The 7,409-nt window shown below is 43.0% G+C and carries 9 protein-coding genes; 2 read left to right on the top strand and 7 right to left on the bottom strand.

Annotation, left to right across the window (positions count from 1 at the left end; translation table 11 throughout):
- Positions 1–111 precede the first annotated feature (111 nt).
- On the top strand, positions 112–717 hold the full coding sequence (locus B2746_RS12665; protein ID WP_290796186.1) for a superoxide dismutase: 606 nt from the start codon (positions 112–114) through the stop codon (positions 715–717).
- 61 nt (positions 718–778) lie between these two features.
- Positions 779–1,372, top strand: a complete 594-nt coding sequence (locus B2746_RS12660) for a hypothetical protein (RefSeq protein WP_290794416.1) — start codon at positions 779–781, stop codon at positions 1,370–1,372.
- A 225-nt stretch (positions 1,373–1,597) separates the two neighbouring features.
- Here the strand turns inward: B2746_RS12660 and yidD are convergent, their stop codons facing one another.
- From yidD to B2746_RS12625, 7 genes are all read right to left on the bottom strand, one after another.
- Positions 1,598–1,831 carry a membrane protein insertion efficiency factor YidD gene (gene yidD / locus B2746_RS12655; protein WP_290794413.1) on the bottom strand — a complete coding sequence of 78 codons (234 nt, stop codon included), beginning with the start codon at positions 1,829–1,831 and terminating at the stop codon, positions 1,598–1,600.
- 3 nt (positions 1,832–1,834) lie between these two features.
- A complete protein-coding gene (gene rnpA, locus B2746_RS12650) occupies positions 1,835–2,233 on the bottom strand; it encodes a ribonuclease P protein component (RefSeq protein WP_290794410.1) in 399 nt (132 codons plus the stop codon).
- 107 nt (positions 2,234–2,340) lie between these two features.
- Entirely contained in the window at positions 2,341–2,496 is a 156-nt protein-coding gene (gene rpmH / locus B2746_RS12645; RefSeq protein ID WP_214459837.1) for a 50S ribosomal protein L34, read from the bottom strand.
- 143 nt (positions 2,497–2,639) lie between these two features.
- On the bottom strand, positions 2,640–3,467 hold the full coding sequence (gene murI / locus B2746_RS12640) for a glutamate racemase (RefSeq protein WP_290794407.1): 828 nt from the start codon (positions 3,465–3,467) through the stop codon (positions 2,640–2,642).
- A 69-nt stretch (positions 3,468–3,536) separates the two neighbouring features.
- A complete protein-coding gene (locus B2746_RS12635; RefSeq protein WP_290794404.1) occupies positions 3,537–4,043 on the bottom strand; it encodes an OmpH family outer membrane protein in 507 nt (168 codons plus the stop codon).
- A 67-nt stretch (positions 4,044–4,110) separates the two neighbouring features.
- A complete protein-coding gene (locus B2746_RS12630; protein WP_290794401.1) occupies positions 4,111–4,623 on the bottom strand; it encodes an OmpH family outer membrane protein in 513 nt (170 codons plus the stop codon).
- Between the two features lie 29 nt (positions 4,624–4,652).
- Positions 4,653–7,379: a BamA/OMP85 family outer membrane protein gene (locus B2746_RS12625; RefSeq protein ID WP_290794398.1), complete on the bottom strand. Its 2,727-nt coding sequence runs from the start codon at positions 7,377–7,379 to the stop codon at positions 4,653–4,655.
- Positions 7,380–7,409: the final 30 nt, after the last annotated feature.

Genomic DNA, 7,409 nt, shown 5'->3' with positions numbered 1-7,409 from the left:
GTATCTGACACCTCTCTAACGTTTAGTTTTGTGCTCTGGGGCTTAGCCATTAAATTTGCTATTCCTTTCTATAGGTTCTTTTTTTATTATTCATCTATAAATACTCATTCTATGGCATTTACTTTACCAGCGCTCCCGTATTCTCACGACGCATTGGAGCCACATATTGACACCCAGACCATGCAGATTCACCACGGGAAACACCACCAGGCCTATGTTGACAATCTCAATAAAGCCATCGCAGGCACCCCGAATGAAAATAAATCGATTGAAGAACTGGTTGCTATTGCCGGATCCATTTCGCCTGCAGTTCGTAACAATGGCGGTGGTCACTGGAACCACAGTTTTTTCTGGGAAAGTCTGGCTGCTAACGCAGGCGGACAACCGAGCGGTGCTTTGGGTGAAGCAATTACTGCAGCATTCGGATCATTTGACGCATTTAAGGAAAAATTCGCAGCAGCCGGTATGACCCGCTTCGGAAGTGGCTGGGCCTGGCTGATCGTGAAAGATGGCAAACTGGAAATCAGTTCTACCCCCAACCAGGACAATCCTCTGATGGATGTTGCGGAAGTAAAAGGAACCCCATTACTGGGTGTGGATGTTTGGGAGCATGCTTATTACCTGAAGTACCAGAACAGAAGAGCTGATTACCTGGCTGCTTTCTGGAATGTAGTGAACTGGTCTAAAGTTGCAGATCGTTTTGCAGCTGCCAAATAAGTTTAGATTTTATTAACCAGAGATCCCGCCCCGGGGCGGGATCTTTATTTTAAACGATACCATGAAAAAATTGCTTTTCGGAAGCATCGCAGCACTCGCTTTTGCCGCCTGCTCAACTCCCCCTCAGAAGAATGTTGTAGTGATGGCCAGTGGGAAATTCACTGTATCGCCAACTGGTGATGCCATCCAGTTTGAGCCAGGCACACAGCACAACGAGCAAATTATCAGCCTAAAAGGCGATAAGATTTCGCTCAACAATGGCAGCACAACAAAAGACCTGACCGTAACCGAGCCAGGCGTTTATCTTTTAAATCTAAAAAATGATACGCTGATCGGATCCCTGCAGGCATTTGGTGATGCCAGCACCAGAGAAGGCAGGATTACACAGGAAGAGCTGATGAACCGGATGGATAGCCTGCAGCAACTGATGGTTGGCGCAAATGTGAGTCCGGAGAAAAAAAATCATTACCTGGCTCCTGGAGATTTCAAAAAAATCAGCAGTAAGGATAATGCGATTGTTGTTGGTCCATTCCGCGGCATTCCGGCTTCCCTGACACCGGACAAAGATGGCAATGTTCCTGAAGTATATAAGTTCATTACGAATAAAGATGCCAGGGCAACATTGGACCGACTCACCAAGATGTTGAAGGAATGACGGGGGAAGGGAGGAATGGAAATAGGAGATGGGAGAAGAGGACGGGAGGTCATATTTGACAAAACGAATCGAACAGCAAATTTAAATCGGATTGGATATCAAACGATTGTAACAATTTTTTGAATTTACCCATCGTTCATCCTTCATTATTCTTCGAATATCTTTAGCACCCGACGGGTAAACCCGTCGGGTGATTTCACCTTTCACCTTTCACCTTTCACTTCTTCAAGGTACCGGATCATGTCCGCTGCCGCCCCAGGGATGACAGCGGGAAATACGTTTAATCGTGAGCCAGAACCCCTTGATGGGCCCATATTTCCGAAAGGATTCCAACCCATATTGTGAACAGGTGGGCGTGAAGCGGCATTTCGGTCCCAATAAGGGTGAAACCAGCCATTGATACAGCTTAATCAAAGCAATAAATGGGAAACTGGCAATTTTTTTCAGCAGGTCTGACATTGATTATTGTTCCATTTTTTTGATTAGCCGCAGAAATGCAGCCTGCACCAATTGTTGGCAATGCGCGAAATCAGGCAGTATTTTTCCTGTATACAGAATGAACAGGTCGAGATTGTTGCCCGATGATTCCACCACTTTTAAAAATGCCGGCCTGTTCAACCGTACTGCCTCCCGGAGCCAGCGTTTGATCTGGTTTCGGTCTACTGCTTTTTTAAAGTAACGCTTGCTTACACCCACTCCTATCAGCAGCATGCCTTTATCCCTGGAAGGAGTACCATGGTATACCAATCGTATATCACCCTGAGAAAACTTTTGGCCGGATGCAAACAATGCATCGATTTTCTTTCGATGTTTAAGACGCTCTCCCGCATTTAACGTATACAAGTGTTTTTTTTGCAGCATTTCCGATAGGGGAAAGTTAATCAGAAAGGTATAAAACAAAATTAGCTCTGATCCCCTAAAGGAGCAGAGCTAATTAATATCATCGAAAACCGCAGTGGGCGGCTTGCTTACTTCAGCTTGCTTTCAGAAGAAACAGACAGTTTCTTACGACCCTTTGCGCGGCGGCTGGCTAACACCTTACGGCCATTAGCAGTTTGCATACGCTTACGGAAACCGTGAACGGTTTTACGACGACGACGGTGTGGTTGAAATGTTCTTTTCATTTTACAGTTTTTTTACGAACTCAAAAATTGGCCGCCTGTGGAGAGCCAGGTAGCTGATTTCCAATCACATCGGGCCACCATACCCGCTTGTGTCGTGAAAGGGACGGCAAAGGTAATGAAATATTGGAAAAAAATGACCCGGATTACAGATCAATTTTTTCAGCCTGAATCGGTGCACCATAAAACATACTGGCGTGTTGTTCAAAATCACGGGCATCATCCGTAGTAAAAAAATATCTTGTCCCGGTTTGAGTCAGACGCTGATTCATTTCGGGATGTCTTTTCAGATAATCAACCAAACTTGCTGCAACAATTGAACCCTGCGATATCAGCTGCACTTCAGAGGGTAGAAATCGGCTGATTTTCTCAGAAAGCAGTGGATAATGTGTACAGGCAAGTAGTACCGTATCCAAGCCAGGCGCCTTTCCCAGCAAAGCCTGCACGTGTTTTCTAACGAAAAAATCGGCTCCTTCGCCGGAATATTCATTATTTTCTACCAAAGGTACCCACATTGGGCAGGCTTCCTGATACACTTTGAGTGCAGGATAAAATTTTTCTATTTCAATCGGGTAAGAATTGGAACTGACCGTTCCCGTGGTAGCCAAAATACCTACCGTTCCCGTTTTGCTTAACCTGCCAATTAATTCCGTTGTGGGTCGTATTACACCCAGCACCCGATTTTCAGGAGCCAAACCTGGCAGATCATTTTGCTGAATGCTTCTCAATGCTTTTGCCGAAGCTGTATTGCAGGCAAGTACCACCAGGGGACAACCCTGCTGAAAAAACCATTTCACACATTCAAGCGTGTACCGGTAAACGGTGTCAAAACTTCGGGTACCATACGGCGCACGTGCATTATCGCCCAGGTAAATATAATCGTAGGCCGGCATTGCCCGTACGATTTCTTTCATCACCGTCAAGCCACCATAGCCGGAATCAAATACACCTATTGGTGCCAGTTTAGTATTCATGAGATACCCAAATATAACAAACGCCGGGATGCTATCCCGGCGTTCATACAGAGCCTGTGAAAAGTATCTTTATTTAAGGCCTAATTTCTTTTTAACCAGCGGCAGCAGATCATCTGCAGGTGGAGATACAATCATGTATTCTTTTGGAAACACATAAGTATAGCCACTTTCTTTAGCTACAGCCTGTACTGCATCCATCGCCTTTTTCTGAATTGGTTCGCTCAGTTCTTCCTGGCGTTTCTGCAATTCCTGCTGAATACGCTGCTCTTCACCCTGCAACTCAGTCAGCTTTTGCTGCAATTCTTTTCTTTTCACATCTTTAACCGCCTGGGTCATTTTAGCAGAATCAGCATTGAATTTGGTGATTGCCTCATTCAAAGCGGTTTCTTTTTCCTGCGCACTCTGGATCAGTGCATCACGGAATTGAACAAGAGAAGAATCGGCTTTTTTTGCCTCCGGCATCAATGCCACGATTTCATTAAAGCTGATGTAACCAATTTTGGTTTGAGCCTGTGCAGAATGATTGAATGCTACCAATCCCAGCGCTACCATCAGAACAGATAAAACTTTTTTCATGCGATGTTTTGTTACTTTAAGTTGTTTTCGTTTTGGTTTTAGTTGTCTTTGTTAATCTAATTTAACTTTATTTAACACCTAACTCCCTAAGCACATCCTCACTTTTGTCGAGCTTGGGGTCGGCAAATATAACGGTAATTCCTTCACTTCTGTCCAAAATAAAGTCATACATTCTGGCCACAGCAATTTTTTGAATAGCCGCGTAAACCTTGTCCTGTATGGGTTTTACCAGTTCCTGACGCTTTTTGAAAAGGTCTCCTTCAAATCCAAAACGCTGACGCTGAAGCTCTCTTACTTCTTTCTCCCGATTAAAGATTTCATCTTCTCTTTTTTTCAACAAATCCGGACTCAGCATTACTTTCTCGGCTTCATAATCCTTATATAATTTATTGAGCGTCTGCTGCTTAGAATCAATTTCAGCCTGCCAGATTTCACTGGTTTTATTCAGGGCTTCCTGCGCCTCTTTATATTCCGGCAACTTATCAAGAATATAACGGGTATCTACTATTGCATATCGCTGGGCTTGTACAGCCACTGCTGATAACAATAAAGCAACACAAACAATAACCAGTTTTTTCATAACCATCCTATTTAATGTTGATGAATTTATTATTCCGGTTCAAATCCAAGCATAAAGGTAAACCTTGCCGCATCCCGGAGTTTTCCATTTGGTGTTATCCGATCAAATCCTACGCCATAATCAAATCCAAGCAATCCAAACATGGGGAGGAAGAAGCGCATACCCACACCCGCACTGCGACGCAACTGGAAGGGATTGTAATCTTTATAATTATACCAACCATTTGCCGCCTCAAAGAAAGCTAAGCCGAAAATAGTACTGTTCGGATTGGTTGAGAATGGATAGCGAAGTTCCAGGGTGTATTTATTAAACATGGTAAAGAATTCAGTAGCCGATGAACGATCCGGATTTATGGTTGGATCAGAATTGTCATAAACCGGATAACCTCTATGTGCAATGATATCATAACCCAACAAACCGAAGTTATTGGTCAGTCCGGCATCCCCCACCTGGAATCGCTCAAAAGGAGAATAGTCAAGTTTCGAATTATATCGTCCCATGAAACCAAATTTGGCAGCCGCCTTCAATACAAACTGACGGCTCTTATCTGCGCCCATTGGTTTTCCAATAGGCACGTACCATTCACCCGTAAAACGCCATTTATGGAATTCAGGGAGTTCATATGCGTTGGCAGACTTCACCCTACTTGGGTCAATCAGAGAATACGGAGGTGTGGCTTGCACACTTGCCATAAAGTTGGAACCACTTTTCGGGAAAATCGGCTGATCAATGGATGACCGGCTCAGTGCTAATTTTAAACTCAGGTTGTGTGCGGTTAAATTATCCAGATTTCTGAAAAGTGCAGGATAATTCCGAAGTTTATATTGTGTGAAGTTGAGAGAATACACCAACGTAAAGAAATCATCAGGCCATCTCAGCTGTTTTCCCAGAGCTATTGATACGCCCAATGTTCTTAAATAGGAGGTATCCCCTGCTTTTCTATCATACAAACCGGTAAACGGATTATAAGAATTGGCAAATCTGGTACTGTAAAAACTTACCGTAAATGAGTTTCTGCGTTTGCCTCCCAGCCAGGGTTCTGTAAAACTAAAGTTATACGAACGGAACTGACGACCATTACTCTGCAAACGCAGACTTAATTTCTGTCCGTCTCCTGATGGCAAAGGATCCCAGGTTTTTTTATTGAAGATATTTTTAATGGAGAAATTATTAAACGTTACCCCCAGGGTTCCTGTTAAACCGATATTACCACCCCAGCCTGCTGATAACTCCAACTGGTCATTGGATTTTTCTTCTACCTTATAATTTATATCCACGGTTCCATCATCCGGATTTGGTACCGGATTGATGTCAATTTTTTCCTGATTGAAGAAACCAAGATTGGCAATCTCTCTATTGGAGCGGATCAGTGCGGCACGGCTGAATTTTTCACCCGGAACAGTTCTGATTTCGCGACGGATAACGTGTTCCTTGGTTTTTTCGTTACCCGCAATATTTACATTTTTGATGGTAGCCTGCGGACCTTCACGCATCCTGATTTCAAAGTCAATGGTATCATTGTAAACTGCAGTTTCAATTGGATCAATGGAGAAGAATAAATATCCGTCATCCATATAGAGTCCACTGATATCACCACCTTCCGGCGACATTTGTTTACCCAGTTTGGAATTCAGTGTTTCCAGGTTGTAGATATCTCCTTTTTTGATACCAAGCAACACGTTCAGTACCGAATCAGAATATTGGGTATTTCCTCTCCAGGCAATATTTCCAAAATAATACCGACGGCCTTCATCTACTTTAAGGTCAATGTTCAGGTTTCCTTTTTTGGTATAATACATCGTATCCTCCAGAATGGCCGCATCACGGTATCCAAGGGAGTTATAGTATTCGAGGATTTTTTCTTTGTCTTCTATGTATTTTGTTTCATTGTATTTGGCAGAGCTGAATAATTTGAAACGAAAATAAGGATCCAGAAAATTACCGGTTTTTGTAACGGATAAAAATCCAAGATCCTTCATATATTCTGAAATGCTTACCGGTTTCTGAACTCCATAACTACTGGAATCTACTTTGGGATAGAGGGTGAGTCTGGTAGTTTCCTTTGTGCCTTTCATTTTCTTTTTCAAACGGAGCTCATTTACTTCTTCATTTCCAAAGAAGCTCACCTGGTTGATCCGAACCTTATTTCCTTTTGCTATCCGAAAAGTAAGTTGTTGTGTATTTACGAAAGCAGGATCCGGTGTTTCTTCGATCGTAACTTTTGCGCCCTGAAAACCTTTTTCAACATAATATTTGATGATGTTTTCAACGGCGGTCTTTTTCATATTCTCGGTAATCACCCGTCCCTTAACCAAACCGGTTTTTCCTGAGAGATCTTCCTGTTCTGATTTTTTTACTCCTTTAAAATAAAAATTGGAGAGACTTGGACGCTCTGTTACATTGATTTCAATATAGAGATTCCGGCCTTCCACTTTGGTATAAAAGATCTCCACATCGGAGAACAAATTCTGCTTCCACAGGTTAATAATAGCCTTACTGATATTATCACTACCGGGAATAACCACTTTATCTCCTATAGAGAGTCCCGATATGGATAAAAGCAGTGATTCATCGCGGTATTTGGTACCGGTTACAGCAATACCGGCAATGGTGTATTCTTTGGGATTTCTTGCGTTTGCCAATTCCTCCAAATCTGGATCAATAGCAGTAGGTCGGGTAGTATCCGGTTGTTGCGCTGTGGCAGTCCGTCCAATCAACAAAAGCAGTAAAGCAACAACGACTATTCGTGAGTGCATCCAGTTGGTTTTAATAAAGTAGGCAAATTA

It is taken from the genome of Flavihumibacter sp. UBA7668 (assembly GCF_002483205.1).
In the GTDB taxonomy this organism is placed as follows: Bacteria; Bacteroidota; Bacteroidia; order Chitinophagales; family Chitinophagaceae; genus Flavihumibacter.
Note: the sequence above shows the minus strand (reverse complement) of the source record. Positions and strands in the feature narration are given on the sequence as shown.